Consider the following 22,589-nt stretch of genomic DNA (forward strand, 5'->3'; position numbering starts at 1 on the left):
TCGGCGTACTTGTTGGTGAGGACGGAGCCCTGGGCCTCCATGACCGCGACCGGAGCGAAGTTCTCCGAGGCGATCATCTCGAGGGTGGACTGCTGGCGGTGGAGCTCGGCGTCGACAGCGGCGGCGACGTCCGGGTCCAGCTCGTGGAGAGGGGTGTTGAGAAGCGACATCACTCGGTCCCTAAGGTCTTAGGTCAGCGCGTGGGTCAGTGCCTGGGGCGGCGCTTGGGTCAGCCGGCGAATTCGGTGTACTCGTCCGCGGAGAGCAGGTCGTCCTGCTCCTCGCTGACACGCACCTTGAAGAGCCAGCCGCCCTCGAACGGGGCGGAGTTCACCAGCGACGGGTCGTTCACGACGTCCTCGTTGGCCTCGGTGACCTCACCGCTGACCGGGGAGTACAGATCGCTGACCGACTTGGTGGACTCGAGCTCGCCGCAGGTCTCGCCCGCGGTCACGGTGGCACCGACCTCGGGGAGCTGGACGTACACCACGTCGCCGAGCGCGTTCGCCGCGTGCTCCGTGATGCCGACCGTCGACACGCCGTCCTCGGCGGCCGACAGCCACTCGTGCTCCTTGCTGTAGCGCAGCTGCTGGGGGTTGCTCATGACCTGAATTCTCCTGTACGCGGGGGAGTGCTGGTGAACGGGGAGAGGGTGCGGACGATCACTTCCGGACCCGGATGATCACTTCTGGCGCTTGTAGAACGGCAGCGCGACGACGTCGTACGGCTCGTGGGTGCCGCGGATGTCGACGGCCACGCCCTCGGTGCCGGGCGCGGCGTGGGCCGCGTCGACGTACGCCATCGCGATCGGCTTGCCGAGGGTGGGGCTCGGGGCGCCCGAGGTGACCTCGCCGATCACCGTGCCGTCCGCCACCACCGGCATACCGGCACGGGGGACGCGGCGGCCCTGGGCGATGAGGCCCACGAGCTTGCGCGGCGGCGCCGTCTCGGCGCGCTTCGCGGCGGCCGTGAGTGCCTCACGGCCGACGAAGTCGCCCTCCTTCTCGAACTTCACGACCCGGCCGAGGCCGGCGTCGAACGGGGTGAGCGCGGTGGTCAGCTCGTGCCCGTACAGCGGCATGCCCGCCTCCAGGCGCAGCGTGTCGCGGCAGGAGAGGCCGCAGGGGATCAGACCGGCGGGCGCGCCCGCCTCCGTCAGCGCCTGCCAGAGCTTCTCGGCGTGCTGCGGCTCGACGAACAGCTCGAAGCCGTCCTCGCCGGTGTAGCCGGTACGGGCGATCAGCGCCGGGACGCCCGCGACCGTGCCGGGCAGGCCCGCGTAGTACTTCAGACCGTCCAGGTCGGCGTCGGTCAGCGACTGGAGGGTGCCGGGGGACTCGGGGCCCTGGACGGCGATCAGCGCGTACGCGTCACGGTCGTCGCGGACGGTGGCGTCGAAGCCCTCGGCGCGCTCGGTGAGGGCGTCGAGCACGATCTGGGCGTTGCCGGCGTTGGCGACGACCATGTAGTCGGGGGTCTCGCTCTCGCCGAGGCGGTAGACGATCAGGTCGTCGAGGATGCCGCCGTCGGCCCGGCAGATCATCGTGTACCGGGCGCGGCCGGGGCCGACCGTGGAGATGTTGCCGACCAGCGCGTAGTTCAGCAGGTCGACCGCCTGCGGGCCGGTGACGGTGATCTCTCCCATGTGGGAGAGGTCGAAGAGGCCGGCCTTGGTGCGGACCGCGGTGTGCTCGTCGCGCTCACTGCCGTAGCGCAGCGGCATGTCCCAGCCGGCGAAATCGGTCATGGTCGCGCCCAGCGACCTGTGCAGGGCGTCGAGTGCGGTCAGACGGGGGACGTTGCTCATAGGTGTGGCTCCCAGGGCATGGCTGCGAGGACAATCCTCCCCATCTGTCATCGGAACCTGAGAGGTTCGCCCCGACCACGCGTACGGGTAGTCGTGACTTGCACCTTGGGTGGAGTCCGCTCGACGCGGCTCGCTTTTCAGATCTGCCTCGTCGCGCGCGGTACGGGGCCTGAGAGATTCAAGGGAGGAACTTGCTCCTTCGGCGCCCGCCACACAGGTGGCAGGGACTCTCCCGCGCGGATTCAAGCGGCCGGTATGGAGTTGGCGCGCACATCATTGCACGCATCGGGGAAGAGTGGAGCGAGAGGCGCCCTGAAATCGCTTGAGCCGTATTACCAGTTCTTTACACTTCATGGGCAAGGGTGTGGGATGACCCGAAGGGGGAGGGGATGACGTTGCCGCCGACCGGTGCATACGCCGCCACGACCGCGGGGGTGCCGGCGCCGCCGGGTATGTCCGCCGTCCCGTCCCAGGCGGGGGCCGCGCTGCCCCTCGCGCCCGCCGCGCCGCCCGTCCTGCGCGATCTGCGCGAGCGCGCCGGGCGCAGTCCGCACAGCCTGGTCTTCGCCGCCGGCGACGTGGTCGTCGTCTCCGGCCTCCCGGGCAGCGGCAAATCCACGCTGATGCGGCGCGCGGCGCAGGGCCTCGGCATCGACTCCCAGGACACCCGCGACCGGTGGGACGCCCGTGCGCCCCGCTTCCTGCCGTACGCCGTCTACCGCCCGCTCGTCCGGCTGGCCCACTACGCCGGGCTGTGGCACGCGCTGCGGTCCGGCGAGAGCGTCGTCGTGCACGACTGCGGTACGCAGGCGTGGGTCCGGCGCTGGATCGCGCGCGAGACGCGGCGGCGGGGCACGTCGCTGCACCTGGTGCTGCTGGACGTGACCCCGCAGGTCGCGAGAGCGGGCCAGCGGGAGCGGGGGCGCGGCGTCTCGGGTTACGCCTTCGCCCGCCACCGCCGCGCCGTGTCCCGCCTGGTCGTGGACGCGGAGGCGGGGCGGCTGCCGTGGGGGTGCGCGTCGGCGGTCCTGCTGGACCGGGAGGCGGCGGGGGTGTTGGGGCGGCTGGGGTTCGAGTGACGGTGGGTGGGCGGCGGGTGGCCGCTGCCCGGACCCGGTACCGCGCTCCGCGCGGTGGCCTCAAACGCCGGCCGGGCTGGATTCTCCAGCCTCGCCGGCGTTGAGGCGCGGGGGTCCGGGGGCGGAGCCCCCACGCGGCGGAGCCGCAAATCCGGTACAGCGGGAAGGGGCGGGTAGGGGACAAGCCCGCCGCAGGCGCACCCGCACACGTGCCGGCCACGCGCCCGGCGCTAAGGTCGGGCCCGGCGTACCGCACCGTACGAAGGACGACCCGCATGGAGACACCCGCCCCCGCCTGGCCCGCCAACGAGCTCGAAGAGGTGCTCGCCGCCTCGCTCGGCAACCCCGCGGCCGGTGGCCGCCTCGTCGAGGTGCTCGGGCGCAGCCCGGTATGGATTCCGCTTCCGAACGGCGGCGGGCCCGACAGCCGTGACCTCGATCTGCCGACCATGGACATCGGCGGCGCCGCCTTCGTCCCGGTCTTCAGTTCGGAGCAGCAGTTCCTCCAGTGCGTCGGCGCGCACATGTCGTTCACCGTCGCCCCCGCCAGGGACTTCGCCCGCGGTCTGCCGCCGCAGCTCGGCATCGCCGTCAACCCGGGCGGCGCCGTCGGCGTGCCGCTGCCGCCGCCCGCCGTCGCCGAACTGTGCCGGGCCGGGCGGACGCCGCTTGGGGGCACCTCCCATGCCGGAGGCTATGGGGGAGGTACGGCGTCCGGCGGCCGGGTCCGGCTCTTCGAGCCGGACTGGAAGGAGGAGCCGGTCGATTTCCTCTCCGCCGCCGCGGGCGAGTTCGAGAGCACCGGCGTCGTCGTGACCGCCCGCCGCGCGCTCGCCTCCGTCGAGGGCGACGCGCCGGCGCTGTTCATCGGCGTCCAGCTCTCGTCGTGGGAGGGCGCCGACCGCAACGCTCCCATGGACGCGCTCGGCCGGGCCCTCGGCCGGGTCCAGCTCCCGTGGCCCGTCAACCTGGTGCTTCTCGACGTTGCGCAGGACCCGGTGGGCGACTGGATGCTGGAGCGCGTACGGCCGTTCTACGAGCGACAGCACGCGTAGTGGCCAAGTCTTTGCCGACGCGGCCGATTAAGCTGGTTTGATGGCCTGACCAGCCTGACAGCGGCCGTGCGAAACGGTGCGTGAGCCGGCGCGTGAACCGGTGGGCGGGACAGCAGTCGGGACGGTGGGCGAAACGGTGGGAACGAAGAGGGGCGGAACAGGGTGAGTGCGTCAGGCACCGCGGCGGCCGGGCAGGTCGAGCACATGCTGCGCCAGGTGACTCCGGGCCGCTACGACGCGTACGAGGCGCTGCTGCATGCCCTCGCCGACCCCTCGGGCGGCCGGATCTGGATGCTGCTGTGGCACGGGGAGCCGGGCTCGCCGGACGCCCAGTACGGGAACATGGAGGTCGACGGCGTCTGCTACGCGCCGTGCGTCACCTCCGCCCAGGAACTCGCCGTCTCCGGCTGGAACCGCGCGCACGAGGTCACCAGCGGCCGCGACATCGCCCGCGCCCTCTACCCGGACCGCTGGGGGATCTGGCTCAACCCGCACGCGCCCGGCGGCGGCGTCGGCATCCCGTGGCTGGATCTGCGCCGTATCGCCACGGGCCTGGACCGGATGCCCGCCGGACCGCTGCGGCTGACCGAGCCGGCGATCGAGATCCCGCAGTTCTACGCCCTGCTGACGCAGAACGCGCACCGCACCTCCGCCGTCCGCTCCCTGCGGCGCGCCTGGGTGCAGCCGTCGATCGGGCCCGCGTACCTCGCGATCGGCCTGGACCTCTACGACGCCGCCCCGCAGTCGGTCGACGCGGTGCGCGCGATGATGCGGCAGTCCGTCGCCGCGGTCCCGGACGGCCTGCCGGTGTCGACGGTGGCCATGTCCGACGAGTACGACCCGGTCACCATGTGGATGCGGGTCAACGCGCGCCCCTTCTACGACCGCGACGCCCACGCAGGCGCCCCGGCGGCCGGCGGCGGCTACGGCTATCCGCCGCCGCACACCCGCTGAGCTGCGACGCGGCGGCGGATGTCGGTCAAGAACTCCGTCCGATGTCAAGGGTGTTAACTCGCCGAGTGAGGATGTCCCGTATCTGCCCGGTTTGTTGAGTGTCCGGGTCTCGAGTAGGTATCACCGTTATCCGGACTGTTCTCCCAGGTGTCTCCCGTCTGTAGTGTTCGGCCGTCAAGACCTCTCCCACGGCGGAACCTCGGGGTGGACCCATGCGAATATTCAAGTCCGGAGCTGTCCGGGCGATCACGGCGGCGGTGGCCGTCGGCCTGATCGCCACCGGCTGCGCCAGCGAGCGGAGCGAAGGGGACAAGGGGGGCGACAAGGACACCTTCGTGTTCGCGGGCGCCGGTGACCCCGGTTCCCTCGATCCCGCCCTCGCGGCTGACGGTGAGACCTTCAGGGTCACCCGTCAGGCCTTCGAGGCGCTGCTCGAGCACGAGTCGGGAGGCAGCGAGCTCACCGGCGGCCTCGCCGAGAAGTGGTCGAGCAACCCCGAAGGCACTGTCTGGACGTTCAACCTGCGCAAGGGTGTGAAGTTCCACGACGGAGAGGCGTTCAACGCCGACGCTGTCTGCGCGAACTACGACCACTGGTTCAACTGGAAGGGCACCTACCAGTCGAGCGCGGTCTCCTATTACTGGCAGGCCATCATGGGCGGCTTCGCCAAGAACGAGGACAAGGAAGCCCCCAAGCCGAACTACAAGTCCTGCACGGCCAAGGACGAGAACACGGCGGTCATCGAGGTCAACGAGCCCTCGGCGAACCTGCCCGGCGGCTTCTCCCTCCAGGCGCTGGCGATCCACTCGCCGAAGGCCATCAAGGAGTACGAGAAGCAGGACGCGACCGCCAAGGGCGACGCGATCACGTACCCCAAGTACAGCCAGGAGGCCGGCACGGTCGCCGGCACCGGCCCGTACAAGATCGTGAAGTGGAACAAGGGCAACAAGGAAGTCACCCTTGAGCGCTTCGACGACTACTGGGGCGAGAAGGCCCACATCAAGAATCTGGTCTTCCGCACGATCGACACCGACTCCGGCCGCCGCCAGGCGCTGCAGGCCGGGGACATCGACGGCTACGACCTGGTCGCGCCCGCCGATGTGAAGACGCTCGAGGACGCGGGCTTCGAGGTCCCGACCCGTGACGTCTTCAACATCTTCTACGTCGGTATGACGCAGTCGGCCAACCCGGCGCTGAAGAAGCTCGAGGTCCGGCAGGCCATCTCGCACGCCATCGACCGTGAGGGCATCGTCAAGACGCAGCTGCCCGAGGGCGGCAAGGTCGCGACCCAGTTCATGCCCGACACGGTCGCCGGCTTCTCCGACAAGGTGAAGACCTACCCGTTCGACACGAACAAGGCGAAGGACCTCCTCAAGAAGGCCGGTGAGGAGAAGCTCAAGATCGAGTTCTGCTACCCGACCGAGGTCACCCGCCCGTACATGCCCGCCCCGCAGGACATGTTCGAGCGCATGAAGGCCGACCTGGAGAAGGCCGGCATCACGGTCACGCCGAAGTCCATGAAGTGGGCCCCGGACTACATCGACGCCACCGAGGCCGGCTCCTGCGCCCTGCACATGCTCGGCTGGACCGGTGACTTCAACGACGGCTACAACTTCATCGGCACCTGGTTCGCCGGGCACGACACGCAGTGGGGCTTCAAGGACAAGAAGGTCTTCGACGCGGTGAACGCCGCCTCGAAGATCACCGACCCCGCGGGTCGCACGGACGCCTACAAGAAGGCCAACGAGGTGATCATGGAGTTCGTCCCGGGTGTCCCGATCTCGTCCTCCCCGCCGGCCATCGCGTTCGCCAAGAACGTGAACCCGCCGAAGGTCTCCCCGCTGACGCAGGAGAACTTCGCCGAGGTCTCCTTCAAGTAATCGAAACCCCTGCGGGTCCGCCCGGCCACAGAACCTCGGTGGCCGGGCGGACCCGCATCGACGCACGTGAGAAAGGGGCATGCGGGGTGCTGCGACTCGTCGTACGAAGACTGCTACAGCTCATACCCACCCTGCTCGGCCTGTCGGTTCTGCTCTTCCTCTGGCTGAACCGGCTGCCCGGCGGACCCGCCTCAGCGATCCTGGGCGAGCGGGCGACCGAAGCCGAAGTGGCACGCATCAACCGGGCCCTCGGGCTCGACGAACCCGTCTACGTCCAGTACTGGCGCTTCATCAAGCGCATCTTCGAACTGGACCTGGGAACCTCGGTCCAGACCGGTCAGCCGGTGTGGGAGGAATTCACGACGCGGTTCCCCGCCACAGTGGAACTCAGCATCGCCGCGATCCTCATTGCCATCGTTGTCGGCATCCCGCTCGGCTACCTCGCGGCCAGGCGCCGCGGCGGCTGGCTCGACGTCGCCGCGGTCTCCGGATCGCTGATCGGCATCTGTATCCCGGTGTTCTTCCTCGCGCTGATGCTCAAGGCCGTCTTCGCCGTGGAACTGGGCATCTTCCCCAGCTACGGGCGGCTGTCGACCGGTCTCAACGCCACCGACATCACCGGATTCGCCATCCTGGACGGTCTGCTGACGGGTGAACTCGACGCCGTCTGGGACGCGATCACCCACCTGATCCTGCCCGCCATCGCACTCGCCTCCATCCCGCTCGCCGTCATCGTCCGCATGACCCGCGCCAGCGTCCTGGAAGTGCTCGGCGAGGACTACGTCCGCACCGCCGAGTCCAAGGGCCTCCACAAGAGCGTCGTCCGCGGCCGGCACGTGCTGCGCAACGCGCTGCTGCCGGTGGTCACCGCCGTCGGTCTGCTGACCGGAAGTCTGCTGTCCGGTGCGGTGCTGACCGAGTCGGTCTTCTCCTTCAACGGCATCGGCAATTTCATCCGCACCTCGATCGACGCCCGCGATTACCCGGTGCTCGTCGGGTTCATCCTCTTCATCGCGATGGTGTACGTCCTCATCAACCTGCTGGTCGACCTCGCGTACAGCATCATCGACCCGAGAGTGCGGGTGCACTGACGTGACGACCATGACGAAGAAGGCCGACAAGATCGATCGGCTCGCGGAGTTGATGCAGACGTCGGAGGTCACCAGCGGCGCGAGCCTGTGGCGCGAGGCCATGCGGCGGCTGCGCGCCAGCAAGATGGCGATCATCGGCGCCGTCATCATCGCGCTGTTCGTACTGCTGGCGCTCATCGGACCGTGGCTCGCCCCGCACAGCCCGTCCGCCCAGCTGTGGCGCAGTGAAGTCTTCGCCAACAAGGGCGAGTTCGTCGGCGCGCGCGGCGAGAACTGGTTCGGCCTCGACCACCTCGGCCGGGACATGTTCTCCCGGATCCTGGTCGGCGCCCGGCAGACCCTGCTGGTCGGCATCGTGTCGATGCTCATCGGTCTGATCGTCGGCGCCCTCGTCGGCGTGCTCTCCGGCGCCGCCGCGACCCTCGGCGGCCGGACCGGGCAGCGCATCGACACCGTGGTCATGCGCTTCACCGATATCATGCTGTCGCTGCCGTCGCTGCTGCTGGCGGTCTCGATCGCCGCGGTGATGGGCCAGTCGCTGACCACCGTGATGATCGCCGTCGGTGTCGTACAGATCCCGATCTTCGCGCGACTGCTGCGCGGTTCGATGCTGGTGCAGGGCGGGAGCGACTACGTCCTCGCGGCCAAGGCGCTCGGCATCCGCAAGAAGCGGATCGTGCTGACGCAGATCCTGCCGAACTCGCTCAGCCCGGTGATCGTCCAGGCGACGCTCAGCCTCGCCACCGCGATCATCGAGGCCGCGGCCCTGTCCTACCTGGGCCTTGGCAACCCCGACCCGGCGACCCCGGAGTGGGGCGTCATGCTCGCCCAGGCCGAACGGTTCTTCGACAACGAGCCCATGATGGCGGCCTACCCCGCCATCGGCATCATCATCACCGCCCTCGGCTTCACCCTGCTCGGCGAGGCCATGCGCGAAGCCCTCGACCCGAAGCTGCGAGGCTGAAGTCCCATGGCACTGCTCTCAGTTGAAGAACTCAGCGTCACCTTCACCGCGAAGGGCCGCAAGGACGCGACGGCCGTGGACGGCGTCTCCTTCGACGTCGACCAGGGACAGGTCGTGGGCCTCGTCGGCGAGTCCGGCTGCGGCAAGTCCGTCACGTCGCTCGCCCTGATGGGGCTGCTCCCGCGCAAGGGCGTGAAGATCGGCGGACGTGCCGACTTCGACGGCCAGGACCTGCTCGGCATGAACGAGCGCAAGTTGCGCGACATGCGCGGCAGCCAGCTCGCGATGATCTTCCAGGACCCGCTGTCCTCGCTGAACCCGGTCATCCCCATCGGGATCCAGGTCACCGAGATCCTCGAGCGGCACCGCGGCATGAAGGGAGAGGCCGCCCGCAAGGAGGCCGTCACCCTGCTGGACCGGGTCGGCATCCCCGACCCGGACCGCCGGCTCAAGGAGTACCCGCACCAGCTGTCCGGCGGTATGCGCCAGCGCGCGCTCATCGCCATGGCGGTCGCCTGCGCGCCCCGGCTGCTGATCGCGGACGAGCCGACGACCGCGCTGGACGTGACCATCCAGGCGCAGATCCTCGAACTCCTCAAGGAACTGGTCGACCAGGAGGGCACCGCCCTGCTGATGATCACCCACGACCTGGGTGTCGTGGCCGGCCTCTGCGACCAGGTCAACGTCCTGTACGCGGGCCGGGCCGTGGAGTCCGCGGGCCGCCGCGAGCTGTTCGCGCACCCCACCCACCCGTACGCGCACGGACTGCTCGGCTCCATCCCGAGGCTCGACGCGCCGCGCGGTGAGGTGCTCACTCCCATCCGCGGATCCATCAACGACCGGATCGCCTGGGCCGACGGCTGCGCCTTCGCGCCCCGCTGCGACCGGTACACGATGGAGTGCCTGACCGGCACACCCGAACTGACCGAACCACGCGCGGCCGGACACCAGGTCCGGTGCGTCAACCCGGTCCTTCCCAAGTCCAAGGCGGAGGTCTCGGCATGAGTCTGCTCGAACTCGACGGCGTGAAGGTCCACTTCCCCGTCAAGAAGGGCATCATCTTCGACCGCACGGTCGGCCACGTCTACGCGGTCGACGGCGTCTCGCTCAAGGTCGAGGCCGGCCAGACGTACGGGCTGGTGGGCGAGTCGGGCTGCGGCAAGACGACGCTCGGCCGCAGCGTGCTGCGGCTGGTGGACATCACCGACGGCGAGGTCGTCTTCGACGGGACCGACCTGGCGAAGCTGCCCGAGGAGGAGATGCGCCGGTTCCGCCGGCGGCTGCAGATGGTCTTCCAGGACCCGCTCGGCAGCCTCAACCCGCGGCAGAACATCGAGTCGATCCTCAGCGAGGGCATGGCCGCGCACGGGATCGGCAAGGACCAGGACGAGCGCCGGGAGAAGATCAAGGCGATCCTCGCCAAGGTCGGCCTGCCCACCAACGCGCTCTCCCGCTACCCGCACGAGTTCTCCGGCGGTCAGCGCCAGCGCATCGGCATCGCCCGCGCGCTGGTCCTCGAGCCCGACGTGATCATCTGCGACGAGCCGGTCTCCGCGCTCGACGTGTCGGTGCAGGCGCAGGTGATCAACCTGCTGGAGGAGCTCCAGGAGTCGCTGGGCCTGACCTACCTCGTCATCGCCCACGACCTCGCCGTCGTCCGCCACATCTCGGACGTCATCGGCGTCATGTACCTGGGCTCGCTGGTGGAGGAGGCACCGAGCGACGCGCTGTACGCGGGGCCGAAGCACCCGTACACCAAGGCGCTGATGTCGGCGGTGCCGGTGCCCGACCCGGAGGTCGAGGACCGGCGCGAGCGCATCCTGCTCCAGGGTGACCTGCCCTCCCCGGCGAACCCGCCGACGGGCTGCCGCTTCCACACCCGCTGCCCCTGGGCGCAGGACAAGTGCGCGGTCGAGCGTCCCGTGCTGACGGACGTCGGCGACGGGCACAAGGTGGCCTGCCACTTCACGGCCGAGATCGAGGCCGGCACGATCGGGATGACGCGGGAGACCGGTATCGAGGCCGTCACGCGGACCGAGGAGGTCGCGGCGGAAGGCCCCGACGAGCCGAAGGCGGAGGTGCCGGCGCAGGCGTCCGGCGAGGACGCGTCGGCGACGGCGTCGGTGGCCGCTTCGGACGAGGACAGGGCCGAGGCCGAGGAGACCGCTCAGGCGGCCGCTTCCGACGAGGACAAGGCCGAGGTCGAGGTCGATGAGCCGGCAGCGGCGGACGACGACGCTCCGCAGTCGGACGCCTCCGTCAAGGAGTCGAGCACGACCGCCTGACGGACCGCCGCGCAGCTTGGAGCACCGGGCGTTGTAGAACTGTCCGGTGCTCCAAGAACTGTTCACGCCCTCCGTCCAGCATGCTCTCGAGATCGTCGGAATCTTCGTCTTCGCGATCTCGGGAGCGCTGCTCGCCGTACGGAAGAACTTCGACGTCTTCGGCATGGCCGTCCTCGCCGAGGTCACGGCGCTCGGCGGCGGTCTGCTGCGTGACCTGATCATCGGGGCCGTACCGCCCGCCGCCTTCACCGATCTCGGGTACTTCGTCACGCCGCTGGTCGCGACGGGCCTGGTGTTCTTCCTCCATCCGCACGTCGAGCGGATCCAGGTGGCCGTCAACGTCTTCGACGCGGCCGGCCTCGGCCTGTTCTGCGTCTCGGGCGCGACCAAGGCGCACCAGTACGGCCTCGGGCTCACCGCTTCGGCGACCCTGGGACTCGCCACGGCCGTCGGCGGTGGCGTACTGCGCGACGTGCTCGCCAACGAGGTGCCGTCGCTGCTGCGCTGGGACCGCGATCTGTACGCGGTGCCCGCGATGGTGGGCGCGACGATGGTGGTGCTGTGCATCCGGTTCGACGTGCTGAACCCGGCGACGAGCGGACTGGCCGCGGCGACCGCCTTTCTGCTGCGGCTGCTGGCCATGCGCTACCACTGGCGGGCGCCGAGGGCGTGGAACCGGCGCTCGGAGGCCAGTGACGACGAGCACAAAGCTACCGCTTAGTAGTTGCCTGTTGTACCGTGTCGCCCATGGCAGAAGCATTGGTTCGGGCGACCGTCGGCAACAGTGAGTTCGACCGCGACACGGCGGTCTCCCTGCGTGAGACGGGTGTCTACGACGCGGAGCTCTCGGCGGGCTGGACGATCATCCACGCCGTCAACGGCGGCTATCTGCTGGCGCTCATGGGCCGGGCGCTCGGCGACGCGCTGCCGCACCCCGACCCGTTCTCGGTGTCGGCGCACTACCTCACCGCCTCGCAGCCCGGGCCCGCCGTCATCCGCACGGAGACGATACGCACCGGCCGCACGCTCTCCACCGGCCAGGCGTCCCTCTTCCAGTACGCGGAGGACGGCACCGAGGTCGAGCGCATCCGGGTGCTCGCGACGTACGGCGATCTCGACGCCCTCCCGGACGACGTCCGCACCACCGCCGAGCCGCCGGCGATCCCGCCGATCGAGCGCTGCCTCGGGCCGGCCGACGGGCAGCCGCAGATCCCCGGCAGCTCAGCGATCACCGAGCGGCTGGACATCAAGCTGGACCCGGCGACGGTCGGCTGGGCGGTCGGCGCACCGTCGGGCAAGGGCGAGATGCGCGGCTGGTTCGGTCTGGCGGACGGCCGTGACGCGGACCCGCTGTCGCTGCTGCTGACGGTGGACGCCCTGCCGCCGACCTCGTTCGAGCTGGGCCTCTCCGGCTGGACCCCGACCGTCGAGCTGACCACTCACATCCGCTGCCGCCCGGCGCCGGGCCCGCTGCGCGTCTCGATCACGACACGGAACCTGGCGGGCGGCTTCCTGGAGGAGGACGCGGACGTCTGGGACTCCGCGGACCGCCTGGTCGCCCAGTCCCGCCAGCTGGCCAAGGCTCCCCGGAGCTGACGAGTCCCGCCCCGGGGCGCCGTACCCGACGGCCCGCACTGCCGGGCCGGCTCACACGTCGCGCCCCAGCCACGCCGCCAGCCGGTCGTAGGCGTCCGCGTCCGCGGGGGCCTCGCGCACGGCCGCGAACGGCACCTCCTCGCCACGGCGGTCCGCGGGCAGCGCCTGGGCGGCCAGCGGCAGGACGGCGAGCGCCAGCTCCTCGTCCAGCGGCTTGCGGTGCCCGAGCGCCTTGGACAGGTCCCAGGTGTGGGCCAGTGTCTCCATGACGTACCCGCCGACCACCGCACCGCCCGGTACGCGGCCCCACGGCACCGTGTACTCCCCGGCGAGTTTCGCGTCGTCCGCCCAGGCCGCGGTCGCCTGCCGCAGGACGTCCTCGAAGGCGGCGCTCCAGCCGTCGTCCGCCACGCCGTCCCCGCGGAGGGGTACCGCCATGCCGTCGCCGCCCTCCCCGACCACGGCGAACCGGCGGGTGACGCCCACGACATGGGAGATCAGCTGCCGTACGTCGTACTCGGTGCACGGCGTCGGCAGGACCAGCTCGTCGGGGGTGACGGTCCCCAGCAGGCCCGCGAACTGGGCGGCGGTGCGGGCGTACAGGGGGCGTGGGTCGTTGGTCATGTGCGACTCCTTCGGTCCGGGCGGGGTCCGTGCGACGGCTGCGTACGACGGTTCCGCGTGACGATTGCGTACGACGGTTCCGTGCGGCGTTTCCGTGCGACGGTGACGGGCGGCACGATGCCCGGATAACCTGACATCCCCCGTCAGGTTTACCGGAGGGCCCGTGAAGTCCGACCGGCTGCTGTCGATCCTGCTGCTCCTGCAGACCCGCGGCCTCGTCCCCGCCTCCGAACTCGCCGAGCGGCTCGAGGTGTCCGTACGCACGGTGTACCGGGACGTCGAGGCGCTGTCGGCCGCCGGCGTCCCCGTGTACGCCGAGCGCGGCCGGCACGGCGGCATCGCGCTGCTGCCCGGTTACCGCACCGATGTCACCGGGCTGACGGCGGACGAGTCGCGGGCGCTGTTCGTCCTCGCCGCCCAGGGTGCCCACCGCGCCCTCGGGCTCGACGAGGCGCTGGGCTCCGCGCTGCGCAAGGTCATGGCGGCGCTGCCGGAACCGCACCGGCCCGCCGCCGAGTTGACCAGCCGTCGCGTCCTCGTCGACCCGGACCGGTGGATGGTGGCCCCCGGCGCGGCGGTCGAACTGGACACGCTCAGCGCCGCCGTCTTCGCCGACCGCCGCCTGGTGCTGCGCTACCGGCACAGCGGCACCACCCGGCCGCGCGGGTACACCGTCGACCCGTACGGCCTCGTGGTGAAGGCGGGAGTCTGGTATCTGGTGGCGGATCACCGGGGCGCGCCGCGGCTGTTCCGTGCCGACCGGGTGCGCTCCGCGCGGATGACCGACGGGTCCGTGCGCCGTCGGCCCGGGTGCGAACTGGCCGATGTGTGGGAGGTGTTGCGCCGCCAGGTCGAGGAGCGTCCGGCCGGGATGCGGGTCACCGTGCTGGTGCGGGACGACTGGCTGGACCTGTTCCTGCGCATCCAGGCGGCCCAGGTGGCGGGCGCCCCCCAGCCGCGCGGCGACGGCTGGTCGAAGGTGCCGCTGCGGCTGCCCGCCGAGGGGGCGGTGCGGTCCCTGCTCGCGTTCGGCGAGAGCGTCGAGGTGCTGGAACCGGCAGGGGCGCGCGAGACCCTCGCGACGGCGGCCGCCGCCGTCGTGGACCTGTACCGGGGCGGTGGGGGCGGGGCCGTGCCGCCGGACGCCCGGCGGTCAGTCCAGCCAGTGGCGGCGCCCCAGGCTGATCAGCCGTAGCTGGCGCCGCGCGGTGCGGGCCACCCGCTCCTCGCCCTCCGGGCCGGCCTCCAGGAAGGCGTAGCCCGCGGCCATCATGTGGTCGACGTACACGCCGGCCAGCATCCGCAGGTCCTCCTCCGCCCAGCCGGCCGACTCGGGCTCGTCGGCGAAGGCCTGTGTCACCTCGTCGGTGAACCGCCGCAGCTGCTCGGCTATCGCCGCACGCACCGGGGCGACACCGCCGTGCCGTTCGCGCGCGACGAAGCGCACATGGAGCGGCGAGGTGTGGACCAGTTCGGCGATCAGGCCGACCGCGTGGTCGATGCGCTGCTCGTCGCCGTCCTCGTGGAGCGCCCGGCCGATCGGTACGTGGAGACTGCCGAGCGTCTCGTCCACCAGGGCCACCCCGAGGTCGGCCATGTCCCTGAAGTGCCGGTAGAACGCGGTCGGGGCGACGCCCACGGCCCGGGTGACCTCCCGCAGCCCCAGGCTGCTCAGGCTCTGGTCCTCCAGCAGCCGGAGCGCCGCATCGAGCAGGGCCTGGCGGGTCTTCTGCTTCTGGGCCTGCCGGACGCCCACCGTGTGACTCATGACATTCAGTAAACAACCGTTCTCCGGAGAAGGGAAGAGTAGACTCAACGGTCAGTGAACACTCGTACCGACAAGTGTTCACCGAGAAGTCGCCGAAAGGATGACGATGATCGCCCTCGTAGCAGCGCTTCTTCTGATGGGAATCATGCTGGGCGCCGTGGTCCAACTTCCCACGTCCGTCTCGCTGGTGGCCGCGTCCGCCATCGGCTGCTGGCTGCTCGTCTTCGCCGTGCGCGAGCGTGGCCGCGCCCGCCGCGACTGAACCGCCCGCACGATCCCCGTACCGGCACCGGAAGGAGAGACGTCATGCAACTCGCCGAACTCGTATGTCCACCGCGCCGCGGTGGCGACCGCACAGCAGCCGCGTCCCGCACCGAGAACCCCGACGGGACGCCCGCTGCCGCGCACGGCCGGGCCGACCGCCCGGCGAAGGACCGCACCGCGACCGGCGCGGTGAGCAGCGCCGCGGAGGTACGGCGCAAGGACGCCGACGGCATGGCCGTCGCCGCGTTCGTGCTCGGCCTCGTCGGGCTGCTCGTGATGAACATCGTGCTCGGCCCGGCCGCCGTCGTGCTCGCGGCCCTCGCCCTGCGGCGCGGCACCACCCGCCGTGGCCGCGCCCTGTTCGGCCTCGCCCTCGGCGTCGCCGATCTCGTCGTGCTCGCCGTGCTCGTGACCGTCAACGGGGCGGTCGTCTGGAGCTTCGGCGGCTGACTTGGCCGACGCCCGCCGGGACCGAGCCGCTCCCGGCGCACCCCGGGCGCGCGTGTGCACCCCTGCGCCGCCTCCGTGCCCCCACCGGGCCTCGTAGAATCGGGGCCACCATGGCTTACCTCGACCACGCCGCGACGACTCCGATGCTGCCGGAGGCGATCGAGGCGATGACCGCCCAGCTCGCCGTCACCGGCAACGCCTCCTCCCTGCACGCCGCCGGGCGCCGGGCCCGCCGTACCGTCGAGGAGGCTCGCGAAGCCCTCGCGGAAGCCCTCGGCGCCAGGCCCAGCGAGGTGGTCTTCACCTCGGGCGGCACCGAGGCCGACAACCTCGCCGTCAAGGGCCTGTACTGGGCCCGCCGCGACGCCGACCCCGCCCGGACCCGCGTCCTGGCCTCCCCCGTCGAACACCACGCCGTCCTCGACGCGGTGGACTGGCTCGGCGAACACGAGGGCGCGACCGTCGAGTACCTGCCGGTCGACTCCTACGGCCGGGTCCACCCCGAGGCGCTGCGCGAGGCCGTCGCACGGAACCCGGACGACGTCGCCCTCGCCACCGTCATGTGGGCCAACAACGAGATCGGCACGGTCCTGCCGGTCCGTGAACTCGCCGACGTAGCCGCCGAGTTCGGCGTCCCGCTGCACGCCGACGCGGTCCAGGCGTTCGGCCAGACCGACGTCGGCTTCGCCGCGTCGGGGCTCGCCGCGATGACCGTGTCCAGCCACAAGATCGGCGGCCCGTACGGCATCGGCGCCCTGCTGCTCGGCCGCCAGTACAGCCCGGTCCCGGTGCTGCACGGCGGCGGCCAGGAACGCCACGTACGCTCCGGCACCCTCGACGCGCCGGCCATAGCCGCCTTCGCGGTGGCCGGCCGGCTGGCCGCCGAGCGCCGGGAGGACTTCGCCCGCGACATCGGCGGCCTGCGCGACGACCTCGTACGCGCCGTGCTCACCGCCGTCCCCGACGCGATCCTCGGCGGCGACCCGGTCGACCGGCTGCCCGCCAACGCGCACTTCACCTTCCCCGGCTGCGAGGGCGACTCCCTGCTCCTGCTGCTCGACGCGCAGGGCATCGAGTGCTCCACCGGCTCCGCGTGCACCGCGGGCGTCGCCCAGCCGAGCCACGTCCTCCTCGCCACCGGCACCCCGCCCGACCTCGCCCGCGGCACCCTGCGCTTCAGCCTCGGCCACACCTCCACCAAGGCCGACGTGGACGCCGTCGCCCAGGCCATCGGCCCGGCGGTCGAACGGGCGCGTACGGCGGGCCTGAGCTAGCGGCGCCCCGGCCCGCGCCCTGTCCCGGGCCGGGTGCACCGCGCCCTGTCCCGGGCCGGATGTTCAGTCGGGCCCCGCCCAGTCGAAGGTGATGTGCTTGCTGGACTGCCCCTCGCGGCTCCACTGGAACCCGTAGGCGTCGGCCCGGTCGGCCGTCGCGCGGCCCCAGGTCGAGACCTGGCCCGGCCCCGTCTCGGAGCCCGGCAGGTTCGTGGTCTGGACGCGCGCACCCTCCGGGGTGGTCGGGCCGGTGAGCGCCTCCGCGCGAGCCTCGACGCGGCCGGGCACACCGGCGCTCCAGGAGCCCAGGTCGTCGTCGATCCGGAATTCGACGGGGGCGAACTCCATGCCTCGCATCTCCATGCCGGCGACCTTCACGAATTCGCTGGGCCAGCCGCCCGCCTGGCCACCGAAAATGGTCCCGATGGCTTCGCGCTGCCCGTCGTCCGCCCGCTCGTCGACGAAGATCGCGGCGTACGCGTCGGAGTGCTCGCCCCAGACGTTGCCGACGAATGAGCCGAGCATCAGTACGTTGAGGCCGTCGAGCGAGACGTCTCCGTAGCTGCCCTCACGAATGTGCCAGACCAGGACTCCGTCGCAGTCGCCGAACGTGGGCGGCTGCGCGAAGGAGCACGGGCACGGGATGTTGCACTTGCAGGTGTCGAACCAGTCGCCCGCGAGATGCCAACGGGGAACGGTCTGCGGTGTCTGGGCCGTGTCAGTCATGTTCGGACCTCCTCCACCTCCTTTCCATCGTGCACCCGCCCTTGCTTCCGGGCCAGGGCGGCAGGTGCAGCGCACGCGGTGCCGTGCTGTCCTGGAAGGAGACCTCCTGTCCAGGCGGCCCCGCCGTGGAGGAGCCTCGTGAACCGCTCTCGGACGACCACCGCGCACCACCGGCGGATGCCCGCCGTGCCGCCGCTGCGCAGGGGGAACCTGCTGCCGCCCCGGGTGCTCGTGACCGCATGGTCCCTGCTCGTGCTGATCGCCGTCCTCGCATGGGTGCTCACCGTCGGGCAGGCGGGCGGCATGGGGATCGAGCCGGGAACGATGGGGCTGGGCATCCCGCTGTTCCTGCTGCTGTGGCTGGTGATGATGGCCGCCATGATGCTGCCGTCGGTCGCTCCGGTGGCGATCACCTGGGCGCGGTGGATCGGCCGGCGCTCGACGGGCGTGGCACGCGCGGCACGGACGGCCGCGTTCACCGGGGGCTACCTGTTCGTCTGGACGGCGTTCGGGCTGCTCGCGTACGGGGCCCTCGCCGCCACCGGAGACCTCGTACACGAGCACCCCGGCGCGGGGCGCTGGATCGGCTTCACCGCGTTCCTGCTGGCCGGGCTCCAGCAGCTCGGGCCGCTGAAGAACGTGTGCCTGCGGCACTGCCGCGCCCCGATGAGCCAGCTGATGGCCTACGCGCAGTTCAGGCCGTGGGCCCGGGACTTCCGCGTGGGGGCGCACCACGGGCTGTACTGCGTGGGCTGCTGCTGGGGGCTGATGGTCGTGCTCGTCCCGCTCGGTGTCATGAACATCGCGGCGATGGCGGCAGTGGCGGCGGTGATCTTCGTCGAGAAACTGTGGCGGCTGGGGCCCGTGTTCTCCACCTTGGTCGGGGTCGTCCTCCTGGTGTTCGCCGGTCTCGCACCGTTCCAGGACTGGCTGCTGCCGGGGCTGGAGCCGTCCGACGCGCCGATGGACATGCGTATGCCCTGACGGGCCGGGCAAGCCTCAGGCGCTCGCCTCCACCGCCTCCGCCGCTCTGCGCGCCGCGGGCATCGCCGCGCTCACCAGCCTCATGTACTTCGGCCAGTCCCAGTGCGGCCCCGGGTCGGTGTGGTCCGTGCCCGGGACCTCGACGTGGCCGATGATGTGCTCGCGGTCGACGGCTATGCCGTAGCGGACGCAGATACCGGCCGTCAGCTTCGCCGACGACCGGTACATCGCGTCCGTGAAGTCCTGTGGACGGTCCACGAAGCCCTCGTGCTCGATGCCGATGCTCCGCTCGTTGTACGAGCGGTTCCCCGCGTGGAACGCGACGTCCAGCTCCCGGATCATCTGCGCCACATGACCGTCCTTGCGGATCACGTAATGCGTCGCCGCGCCGTGGCCCGGGTCCTTGAAGACCCGCAGGGCAGAGGGATAACTGCCCTGGACGACATGGATCACCACCATGTCGATGCCGTAGTCGGCGGGGCGGTCGGCGAGCCGCCAGTTCTCCCGCGACGCGGCCGTCCACTCCGCGCCCGCGTGGTCCAGCTCACCCTCCTTGCGCGGCTTGGTCATGCCCGGCAGCCGCCACCAGGCCCGCCGCAGCTCGTCCTGTGCCAGCAGGCCACCGCCCACGAGCACCACGCCGGTGCCGATCAGCACGGCCCGCCGGCTCACGCCGCGACCGCCCTCGCCGTGCTTCCTGTCGCTCCCCATGACGGTGACAACGCTTACTCACGAGCGTTCGGTTCCCCGGGGCCCGTACCCTGGTACCGCTATGACTGAGACCTCCCCGCGCCCCCTCCGTGTCCTTGCCGCCATGTCGGGCGGAGTCGACTCCGCCGTCGCCGCCGCCCGCGCCGCAGAGGCCGGCCACGACGTCACCGGCGTGCACCTGGCCCTCTCCGCGAACCCGCAGTCGTTCCGGACCGGAGCGCGCGGCTGCTGCACCATCGAGGACTCGCGCGACGCCCGCCGCGCCGCGGACGTCATCGGCATCCCGTTCTACGTGTGGGACCTGGCCGAACGCTTCCGCGAGGACGTGGTCGAGGACTTCGTCGCCGAGTACGAGGCGGGCCGCACGCCCAACCCGTGCCTGCGCTGCAACGAGAAGATCAAGTTCGCGGCGCTGCTCGACAAGGCGCTCGCGCTCGGCTTCGACGCCGTGTGCACCGGTCACTACGCCACGGTCGTGACGGGCGAGGACGGCACGCGCGAGCTGCACCGCGCCAGCGACATGGCCAAGGACCAGTCGTACGTCCTGGGCGTGCTCGACGAGAAGCAGCTCGCGCACGCGATGTTCCCGCTCGGCGACACGCTGACCACCAAGGACGAGATCCGGGCCGAGGCCGAGCGGCGCGGGCTGGCGGTCGCCAAGAAGCCCGACAGCCACGACATCTGCTTCATCGCCGACGGCGACACCCAGGGCTTCCTCACGAACCGCCTCGGCCGCGCGGAGGGCGACATCGTCGACGAGGGCGGCGCGAAGCTCGGCACCCACGACGGCGCGTACGGCTTCACCATCGGCCAGCGCAAGGGCCTGCGCATCGGCCACCCCGCCCCCGACGGCAAGCCGCGCTACGTGCTGGACATCTCCCCGGTGGACAACACCGTGACCGTCGGCCCGGCGGAGGCGCTGGACGTCACCGCCCTGACCGCGATCAAGCCCCGCTGGTGCGGCACGGCCCCGACGGGCCCCGGCACGTACACGGCTCAGCTCCGCGCCCACGGCGGCGAGACGCCGGTCACGGCTGAGCTCGTCGACGGCTCGGAGCTGCGGGTCTCCTTCGGCGAGCCGGTGCGCGGCGTGGCCCCGGGCCAGGCGATCGTGCTCTACGACGGCACCCGCGTGGTCGGCTCCGCGACGATCGCGACGACGACCCGCCGGGCGGCCGCGGTCGCGTGACCGCGGCACGGACCCGGCCAGGGGCGCTTCAACGCGGGCGTTCTCGCTCCGGCCACGCGTAGCCGAGCGCCTCGGCGTGCTCGCGGGAGCCGCCGATGAGCTCCGCGTACGACTTCGGGTCCTCTGCGGCCAGGCGCCGCAGCGCCGCCGCGGCGCGGTCGACGGGGGGTGTGCCGTCGTCGGGAAGACGCCACGTGAACTGCAGCCACGGCCCGGCCCTGTCCTTGCGCCCGGCGGCGAGCCCCGGCCAGAAGGTGAACGACAGGACCGTCGTGTCCGGGTCCCGGAAGTCCGTGCCGATCCACCCCTTCGCGGCGTCCCACCGGGTGAGGAGATCACGCTCGCGCAGCCCTGACGCGATCAGCCGGGCCGTGTCGCGGGCCGGCCAGGACCAGGCGCGGTCGTTCGTGGCCCGGTCGATCTCGGCGTCGTAGGCGGCGGCGTCGAAGCGGTACGCGGGGAGCGCGACGCCTCGGGACGCGCCGCGCCAGCCGTCCCAGACGACCTCGCCGCCCTCGCGGCGGACGGTCACGTACAGAGCGCCGCAGCAGCCCTCGGTGCAGTACGCCTCGGCGAGTTGCACCTCCTGGGGGTCCGCCGTGGCCCGCAGCGAACCGTTGTCGAGCAGTGCCTCGGGGCAGTGGCCGGGCCCGTTGCCGAACGCCTCGGGCGCCAGTGGGCGTCCGTCCACGAGGAACCGGGTCTCCACGATGTCCGGGTCCGCCGGATCGCGCGCCACCACCTCGATCCGCAGCGGGAACGTCTCCGGTACGGCGGCGAACGGCTGCCGGGCGGTGCGGCGCAGCCAGCGCAGCCGTTGGAGCCCGGCGGCGTCGACCGGGTCGGGGGCCGTCAGGACGGCGGCCCACCCGGACGTCGCGAGCAGCGTGTCCAGGGCGCCGAGCAGGGCCGCGCGCTGCCCGGGCCGCCAGTCCAGGAGCATGGAGGGGCCGCTGTGCAGGTCGAGCGCGAGCGACAGCAGAGTGGCGTAGTGGTCGAGGGACGGGGCGAGGCAGGAAGCCCGCGCGACGACCGCGTCATAAACGGTGACGGCGTCCGGGTAGTTGCGGATCTCCGGCTCGTAGTTCCGCAGGCTCGTCATCCGGGTCAGCAGCCGTGCGCTCTGCGCCAGGATCTTCGGGTCGTCCGGCGTCCGGCGCAGGAGGTCCGGGAGGCGGACGCTCTGGGCGATCCGCCGCGCCGTCGTGGACCCCATCGGGCTGATGGGCAGGTCGAGCAGCCGGTTCCGCGCCGCTTCGTCGTCTCCGGTCATCAGTGCGTCGGTCAACGGGCGCAGCTCCTCCTGGCGTTGGCGGCGGCCGAGCCACAGCAGGGCCGCGGCCGGGGCGTCGATGCTGTCGAGTGCGCCGATCGCGGCAGCGGTGAAACCGGGCAGCAGGCCCAGCGTCTTGAGGAAGGGCACGTCCTCCGCCTCGCCGAAGCGGGTGAGCAGGGCGATGCCGGTGCCGACGGCGTACGCGGTGGCGCCCGTACGGGTGAGATGACGGGCCAGGGCCCTGGCCCGTGCCACGTCGGGAACGGTCATCTCCCGTACGGCGGCGTGGACGTGACCGGTCCTCACCCGAAGGTCGCGCAGGCGCCGCGCGGTCTCTTCCGCCGCCCTTGCGGTGTCCGGCTCGGTCAGCACGGACTCGAGCACGTCCCGCGCCGCATTCCGGGACTCCCGCCAGGGGCGCCGGGGGCGTTGCTCGCGGTCCGCGGCGGGTGCTCTGACGGTCGTTCGGGGCGGCGGGCCGTCGGGGTCCGCGCGGTCGAGGCGCAGGGCCTGTTCGTACAGGGAAAGGCCGGGAGTGAGCGCGGTGCGCTCGTCCTCGGCGCTCACCAGGTGAGGCGGGACTCGATTCGGTGGGTCATACGGGGATCATGG

The 22,589-nt window shown here is 71.5% G+C and carries 23 protein-coding genes, 1 pseudogene and 1 riboswitch; of the genes and pseudogenes, 16 read left to right on the plus strand and 8 right to left on the minus strand.

Annotated features, from left to right (window positions below):
* The 3 genes and pseudogenes from ACWD01_RS27730 to gcvT form a co-directional block, all read right to left on the minus strand.
* A pseudogene (locus tag ACWD01_RS27730) lies at positions 1–170 on the minus strand (serine hydroxymethyltransferase); the annotation flags it as partial.
* 59 nt (positions 171–229) lie between these two features.
* Positions 230–604, minus strand: coding sequence for a glycine cleavage system protein GcvH (gene gcvH / locus ACWD01_RS27735; RefSeq protein ID WP_356892811.1), 375 nt, complete (start codon positions 602–604; stop codon positions 230–232).
* Positions 605–682: 78 nt separating this feature from the next.
* Positions 683–1,807 (minus strand): glycine cleavage system aminomethyltransferase GcvT, encoded by a 1,125-nt coding sequence (gene gcvT, locus ACWD01_RS27740; RefSeq protein WP_451165528.1) that lies wholly within the window; start codon positions 1,805–1,807, stop codon positions 683–685.
* A 148-nt stretch (positions 1,808–1,955) separates the two neighbouring features.
* A riboswitch (glycine riboswitch) is annotated at positions 1,956–2,052 on the minus strand.
* Positions 2,053–2,196: 144 nt separating this feature from the next.
* Between gcvT and ACWD01_RS27745 the strand changes: the two genes are divergently transcribed.
* The 10 genes from ACWD01_RS27745 to ACWD01_RS27790 all read left to right on the plus strand — a co-directional run bounded on the left by ACWD01_RS27745 (position 2,197) and on the right by ACWD01_RS27790 (position 12,711).
* The gene (locus ACWD01_RS27745; RefSeq protein WP_451165529.1) at positions 2,197–2,886 is read left to right on the plus strand and encodes an AAA family ATPase; all 690 of its coding nucleotides are present in this window, start codon (positions 2,197–2,199) and stop codon (positions 2,884–2,886) included.
* Positions 2,887–3,161: 275 nt separating this feature from the next.
* On the plus strand, positions 3,162–3,941 hold the full coding sequence (locus ACWD01_RS27750) for an enhanced serine sensitivity protein SseB (RefSeq protein WP_451165530.1): 780 nt from the start codon (positions 3,162–3,164) through the stop codon (positions 3,939–3,941).
* 162 nt (positions 3,942–4,103) lie between these two features.
* Positions 4,104–4,895, plus strand: a complete 792-nt coding sequence (locus tag ACWD01_RS27755) for an enhanced serine sensitivity protein SseB C-terminal domain-containing protein (RefSeq protein WP_451165531.1) — start codon at positions 4,104–4,106, stop codon at positions 4,893–4,895.
* A gap of 212 nt (positions 4,896–5,107) precedes the next feature.
* A complete protein-coding gene (locus tag ACWD01_RS27760) occupies positions 5,108–6,775 on the plus strand; it encodes an ABC transporter substrate-binding protein (protein ID WP_451165532.1) in 1,668 nt (555 codons plus the stop codon).
* Positions 6,776–6,861: 86 nt separating this feature from the next.
* A complete protein-coding gene (locus ACWD01_RS27765; protein WP_451165533.1) occupies positions 6,862–7,866 on the plus strand; it encodes an ABC transporter permease in 1,005 nt (334 codons plus the stop codon).
* 10 nt (positions 7,867–7,876) lie between these two features.
* Positions 7,877–8,830 (plus strand): ABC transporter permease, encoded by a 954-nt coding sequence (locus tag ACWD01_RS27770; protein WP_356892957.1) that lies wholly within the window; start codon positions 7,877–7,879, stop codon positions 8,828–8,830.
* Positions 8,831–8,836: 6 nt separating this feature from the next.
* A complete protein-coding gene (locus ACWD01_RS27775; RefSeq protein ID WP_451165534.1) occupies positions 8,837–9,835 on the plus strand; it encodes an ABC transporter ATP-binding protein in 999 nt (332 codons plus the stop codon).
* Positions 9,832–11,115 carry an ABC transporter ATP-binding protein gene (locus tag ACWD01_RS27780; RefSeq protein ID WP_451165535.1) on the plus strand — a complete coding sequence of 428 codons (1,284 nt, stop codon included), beginning with the start codon at positions 9,832–9,834 and terminating at the stop codon, positions 11,113–11,115. The genes ACWD01_RS27775 and ACWD01_RS27780 overlap by 4 nt, the downstream gene beginning before the upstream one ends.
* Positions 11,116–11,161: 46 nt before the next feature.
* The gene (locus ACWD01_RS27785) at positions 11,162–11,836 is read left to right on the plus strand and encodes a trimeric intracellular cation channel family protein (protein WP_451165536.1); all 675 of its coding nucleotides are present in this window, start codon (positions 11,162–11,164) and stop codon (positions 11,834–11,836) included.
* Between the two features lie 26 nt (positions 11,837–11,862).
* Positions 11,863–12,711 (plus strand): thioesterase family protein, encoded by an 849-nt coding sequence (locus ACWD01_RS27790; RefSeq protein WP_451165537.1) that lies wholly within the window; start codon positions 11,863–11,865, stop codon positions 12,709–12,711.
* Between the two features lie 51 nt (positions 12,712–12,762).
* Here the strand turns inward: ACWD01_RS27790 and ACWD01_RS27795 are convergent, their stop codons facing one another.
* Positions 12,763–13,335, minus strand: a complete 573-nt coding sequence (locus ACWD01_RS27795; protein WP_451165538.1) for a TIGR03086 family metal-binding protein — start codon at positions 13,333–13,335, stop codon at positions 12,763–12,765.
* A 163-nt stretch (positions 13,336–13,498) separates the two neighbouring features.
* Here ACWD01_RS27795 and ACWD01_RS27800 point away from each other — a divergent pair, with 163 nt between their 5' ends.
* Positions 13,499–14,530: a helix-turn-helix transcriptional regulator gene (locus tag ACWD01_RS27800; protein WP_451165539.1), complete on the plus strand. Its 1,032-nt coding sequence runs from the start codon at positions 13,499–13,501 to the stop codon at positions 14,528–14,530.
* On the opposite strand, the gene ACWD01_RS27805 is transcribed toward ACWD01_RS27800, so the two are convergent.
* The gene (locus tag ACWD01_RS27805) at positions 14,489–15,103 is read right to left on the minus strand and encodes a TetR family transcriptional regulator (RefSeq protein ID WP_451165540.1); all 615 of its coding nucleotides are present in this window, start codon (positions 15,101–15,103) and stop codon (positions 14,489–14,491) included. The two genes, ACWD01_RS27800 and ACWD01_RS27805, sit on opposite strands and share 42 nt — an antisense overlap.
* 106 nt (positions 15,104–15,209) lie before the next feature.
* Here ACWD01_RS27805 and ACWD01_RS27810 point away from each other — a divergent pair, with 106 nt between their 5' ends.
* The 3 genes from ACWD01_RS27810 to ACWD01_RS27820 all read left to right on the plus strand — a co-directional run bounded on the left by ACWD01_RS27810 (position 15,210) and on the right by ACWD01_RS27820 (position 17,091).
* A complete protein-coding gene (locus ACWD01_RS27810) occupies positions 15,210–15,365 on the plus strand; it encodes a hypothetical protein (RefSeq protein WP_356892837.1) in 156 nt (51 codons plus the stop codon).
* A gap of 44 nt (positions 15,366–15,409) precedes the next feature.
* Positions 15,410–15,817, plus strand: a complete 408-nt coding sequence (locus ACWD01_RS27815; protein WP_451165541.1) for a hypothetical protein — start codon at positions 15,410–15,412, stop codon at positions 15,815–15,817.
* 110 nt (positions 15,818–15,927) lie between these two features.
* Positions 15,928–17,091, plus strand: a complete 1,164-nt coding sequence (locus tag ACWD01_RS27820; protein ID WP_451165542.1) for a cysteine desulfurase family protein — start codon at positions 15,928–15,930, stop codon at positions 17,089–17,091.
* 63 nt (positions 17,092–17,154) lie between these two features.
* On the opposite strand, the gene ACWD01_RS27825 is transcribed toward ACWD01_RS27820, so the two are convergent.
* Positions 17,155–17,817, minus strand: a complete 663-nt coding sequence (locus ACWD01_RS27825; RefSeq protein WP_451165543.1) for a DUF1326 domain-containing protein — start codon at positions 17,815–17,817, stop codon at positions 17,155–17,157.
* 177 nt (positions 17,818–17,994) lie between these two features.
* On the opposite strand from ACWD01_RS27825, the gene ACWD01_RS27830 reads away from it, so the two are divergent.
* Positions 17,995–18,801 carry a DUF2182 domain-containing protein gene (locus ACWD01_RS27830; RefSeq protein WP_451165595.1) on the plus strand — a complete coding sequence of 269 codons (807 nt, stop codon included), beginning with the start codon at positions 17,995–17,997 and terminating at the stop codon, positions 18,799–18,801.
* A 15-nt stretch (positions 18,802–18,816) separates the two neighbouring features.
* Here ACWD01_RS27830 and ACWD01_RS27835 read toward each other — a convergent pair whose 3' ends face one another.
* Positions 18,817–19,512, minus strand: a complete 696-nt coding sequence (locus tag ACWD01_RS27835; protein WP_451165544.1) for an N-acetylmuramoyl-L-alanine amidase — start codon at positions 19,510–19,512, stop codon at positions 18,817–18,819.
* Positions 19,513–19,573: 61 nt separating this feature from the next.
* Between ACWD01_RS27835 and mnmA the strand changes: the two genes are divergently transcribed.
* Complete coding sequence (gene mnmA / locus ACWD01_RS27840) at positions 19,574–20,701, plus strand: tRNA 2-thiouridine(34) synthase MnmA (RefSeq protein WP_451165545.1); 1,128 nt, start codon at positions 19,574–19,576, stop codon at positions 20,699–20,701.
* Between the two features lie 28 nt (positions 20,702–20,729).
* On the opposite strand, the gene ACWD01_RS27845 is transcribed toward mnmA, so the two are convergent.
* A complete protein-coding gene (locus ACWD01_RS27845) occupies positions 20,730–22,544 on the minus strand; it encodes a hypothetical protein (RefSeq protein ID WP_451165546.1) in 1,815 nt (604 codons plus the stop codon).
* Positions 22,545–22,589 lie beyond the last annotated feature (45 nt).

The sequence above is a fragment of the Streptomyces sp. NPDC002835 genome (genome assembly GCF_053591995.1).

Excerpts from the sequence above, each read along its gene's own strand:
- gcvH (WP_356892811.1), bottom strand. The coding sequence starts at position 604 with ATGAGCAACCCCCAGCAGCTGCGCTACAGCAAGGAGCACGAGTGGCTG.
- gcvT (WP_451165528.1), bottom strand. The coding sequence starts at position 1,807 with ATGAGCAACGTCCCCCGTCTGACCGCACTCGACGCCCTGCACAGGTCG.
- ACWD01_RS27745 (WP_451165529.1), top strand. The coding sequence starts at position 2,197 with ATGACGTTGCCGCCGACCGGTGCATACGCCGCCACGACCGCGGGGGTG.
- ACWD01_RS27750 (WP_451165530.1), top strand. The coding sequence starts at position 3,162 with ATGGAGACACCCGCCCCCGCCTGGCCCGCCAACGAGCTCGAAGAGGTG.
- ACWD01_RS27760 (WP_451165532.1), top strand. The coding sequence starts at position 5,108 with ATGCGAATATTCAAGTCCGGAGCTGTCCGGGCGATCACGGCGGCGGTG.
- ACWD01_RS27770 (WP_356892957.1), top strand. The coding sequence starts at position 7,877 with ATGACGAAGAAGGCCGACAAGATCGATCGGCTCGCGGAGTTGATGCAG.
- ACWD01_RS27775 (WP_451165534.1), top strand. The coding sequence starts at position 8,837 with ATGGCACTGCTCTCAGTTGAAGAACTCAGCGTCACCTTCACCGCGAAG.
- ACWD01_RS27780 (WP_451165535.1), top strand. The coding sequence starts at position 9,832 with ATGAGTCTGCTCGAACTCGACGGCGTGAAGGTCCACTTCCCCGTCAAG.
- ACWD01_RS27790 (WP_451165537.1), top strand. The coding sequence starts at position 11,863 with ATGGCAGAAGCATTGGTTCGGGCGACCGTCGGCAACAGTGAGTTCGAC.
- ACWD01_RS27795 (WP_451165538.1), bottom strand. The coding sequence starts at position 13,335 with ATGACCAACGACCCACGCCCCCTGTACGCCCGCACCGCCGCCCAGTTC.
- ACWD01_RS27805 (WP_451165540.1), bottom strand. The coding sequence starts at position 15,103 with ATGAGTCACACGGTGGGCGTCCGGCAGGCCCAGAAGCAGAAGACCCGC.
- ACWD01_RS27810 (WP_356892837.1), top strand. The coding sequence starts at position 15,210 with ATGATCGCCCTCGTAGCAGCGCTTCTTCTGATGGGAATCATGCTGGGC.
- ACWD01_RS27815 (WP_451165541.1), top strand. The coding sequence starts at position 15,410 with ATGCAACTCGCCGAACTCGTATGTCCACCGCGCCGCGGTGGCGACCGC.
- ACWD01_RS27820 (WP_451165542.1), top strand. The coding sequence starts at position 15,928 with ATGGCTTACCTCGACCACGCCGCGACGACTCCGATGCTGCCGGAGGCG.
- ACWD01_RS27825 (WP_451165543.1), bottom strand. The coding sequence starts at position 17,817 with ATGACTGACACGGCCCAGACACCGCAGACCGTTCCCCGTTGGCATCTC.
- ACWD01_RS27830 (WP_451165595.1), top strand. The coding sequence starts at position 17,995 with ATGCCCGCCGTGCCGCCGCTGCGCAGGGGGAACCTGCTGCCGCCCCGG.
- ACWD01_RS27835 (WP_451165544.1), bottom strand. The coding sequence starts at position 19,512 with ATGGGGAGCGACAGGAAGCACGGCGAGGGCGGTCGCGGCGTGAGCCGG.
- mnmA (WP_451165545.1), top strand. The coding sequence starts at position 19,574 with ATGACTGAGACCTCCCCGCGCCCCCTCCGTGTCCTTGCCGCCATGTCG.